Annotated in this window: 2 protein-coding genes; both read left to right on the top strand. The window is 69.4% G+C overall.

What is annotated here, in order from left to right; translation table 11 throughout:
* Positions 1–24: 24 nt before the first annotated feature.
* Complete coding sequence (gene istA, locus ACFO3J_RS35890; protein WP_386439079.1) at positions 25–1272, top strand: IS21 family transposase; 1248 nt, start codon at positions 25–27, stop codon at positions 1270–1272.
* Positions 1272–2078, top strand: a complete 807-nt coding sequence (gene istB / locus ACFO3J_RS35885) for an IS21-like element helper ATPase IstB (protein ID WP_386439076.1) — start codon at positions 1272–1274, stop codon at positions 2076–2078. Before istA ends, istB begins: the two co-directional genes overlap by 1 nt.
* The last annotated feature ends 5 nt before the right edge of the window (positions 2079–2083 follow it).

The following is a 2083-nucleotide window of genomic DNA, read 5'->3' as shown; positions in this document are numbered from 1 at the left end:
CGTTGAGTCAGGCCGGGAGGAGTGGTGATCAGCGTGGAGGACTGGGCGGAGATCCGCCGGCTTCACCGGGCCGAGCAGATGCCGGTGAGGGCGATCGCGAGGAAGCTGGGGATTGCGAGGAACACTGTCCGCAGGGCGATCGCGGACGATGCGCCGCCGAAGTACCAGCGGGCGCCGAAGGGCTCGATCGTGGACGCGGTCGAGCCGCAGATCCGTGAACTGCTCGAGCAGTGGCCGGAGATGCCCTCGACGGTCATTGCCGAACGGATCGGCTGGGATCGCGGGTTGACGGTGCTCAAAGACCGGATCCGGGACCTGAGGCCGGCCTATCGGCCCGCGGATCCGGCCTCGCGCACGGTCTATGAGCCGGGTGAGATCGGCCAGTGCGACCTGTGGTTCCCGCCTGCCGACATCCCGCTCGGCTTCGGCCAGGTCGGAAGGCCGCCGGTGCTGGTCATGGTCGCCGGGTATTCGCGGTGGATCACTGCCCGGATGCTGCCGTCGAGGTCAGGGGCCGATCTGATCGCCGGGCACTGGCGGCTGCTGACCGAGCTTGGTGCCGTCCCCAGAGTGCTGGTCTGGGACAACGAGGGAGCCGTCGGCTCCTGGCGGCCGGGAGGGCCCCGGCTGACCGACGACTTCGCAGCGTTCGCCGGGCTGCTGGGCATCAAGTTCGTGCTCTGCAAGCCCCGCGACCCCGAAGCCAAGGGCCTGGTCGAGCGGGCCAACGGCTACCTGGAGACGTCGTTCCTGCCAGGGAGGGTGTTCAGCTCGCCGGCGGACTTCAACGCCCAGCTCGCCGACTGGCTGGGCAGAGCCAACCGGCGCATCCACCGGACCTTGCAGGCCCGCCCGGCCGACCGGCTGGAAGCCGACCGCTCGCGGATGCTGGCCTTGCCGCCGATCGCTCCGCCGGGCTGGTGGAAGGCGTCACTGCGGCTGCCCCGGGATCATTATGTCCGGTTGGACACGTGCGACTACTCGGTTCACCCGCTGGCCGTCGGACGCCGCATCGAGGTCGCCGCTGACCTGGTTCAGGTCCTGGTGACCTGCGACGGCGTCGAGGTCGCCCGCCATGCCCGCAGCTGGGCCCGGCATCAGACCATCACCGACCCCGACCATGCCGCCGCTGCTGCAGTCGCCCGCAAGGCGGCCGCGGCGAGGAAACCGGCGCCGGACGTGACGGAGGTCGAAGAACGGTCGCTGGACACCTATGACCGGATCTTCGGCGTGATCGACGGCGGCCTGAGCACCGGTGAAGGGGCCGCGTGATGGGCACGAAGAACGGCGGGAACCAAGCCGGGACAAGCCGTGATGTCACCTCCGAGCTGGTCTATCTGACGCGGGCGCTGAAGGCGCCGGCCCTGCGGGATGCGGCCGCCCGGCTGGCCGAGCGGGCCCGCGAGGAGAGCTGGAGCCACGAGGAGTATCTGGCGGCCTGCCTGCAGCGGGAGGTCGCTGCCCGCGATTCCCACGGCGCCGAGGGACGCATCCGCGCGGGCCGTTTTCCTTCCCGCAAGTCGCTGGAGGACTTCGACTTCGACCACCAGCGGTCGGTGAAGCGCGAGGTCATCGCCCATCTGGGGACGCTGGACTTTGTCGCCGGGAAGGAGAACGTGATCTTCCTCGGTCCGCCCGGCACCGGCAAGACCCACCTGGCCACCGGCCTAGGAATCCGGGCCTGCCAGGCGGGCCACCGCGTCGCGTTCGCCACTGCCGCCCAGTGGGTCACCCGCCTCGCCGAAGCCCACCAGGCAGGGCGTCTGAGCGACGAGCTCACCAGGCTGGGACGGATCCCGCTGATCGTGGTCGACGAGGTCGGCTACATCCCCTTCGAACCCGAGGCCGCGAACTTGTTCTTCCAGTTCATCTCCGGCCGCTACGAACGTGCCTCGGTGATCGTGACCAGTAATAAGCCCTTCGGCCGCTGGGGCGAGGTCTTCGGCGACGACACAGTTGCCGCCGCGATGATCGACCGCCTGGTCCACCACGCAGAAGTGATCTCCCTCAAGGGCGACAGCTACCGCATGCGCGGCCGCGACTTCGGACGGGTTCCCGCAGCCAACACCGGGGAATGAACAAC

Source organism: Streptomyces polygonati (assembly GCF_042650325.1).
Taxonomy (GTDB): Bacteria; Actinomycetota; Actinomycetes; order Streptomycetales; family Streptomycetaceae; genus Actinacidiphila; species Actinacidiphila polygonati.
The sequence above is the reverse complement of the archived record's forward strand: the minus strand, read 5'-3'. Positions and strand labels throughout refer to the sequence as shown.

Coding starts and splice junctions, on each gene's coding strand:
- istB (WP_386439076.1), top strand. CDS start 1,272: ATGGGCACGAAGAACGGCGGGAACCAAGCCGGGACAAGCCGTGATGTC.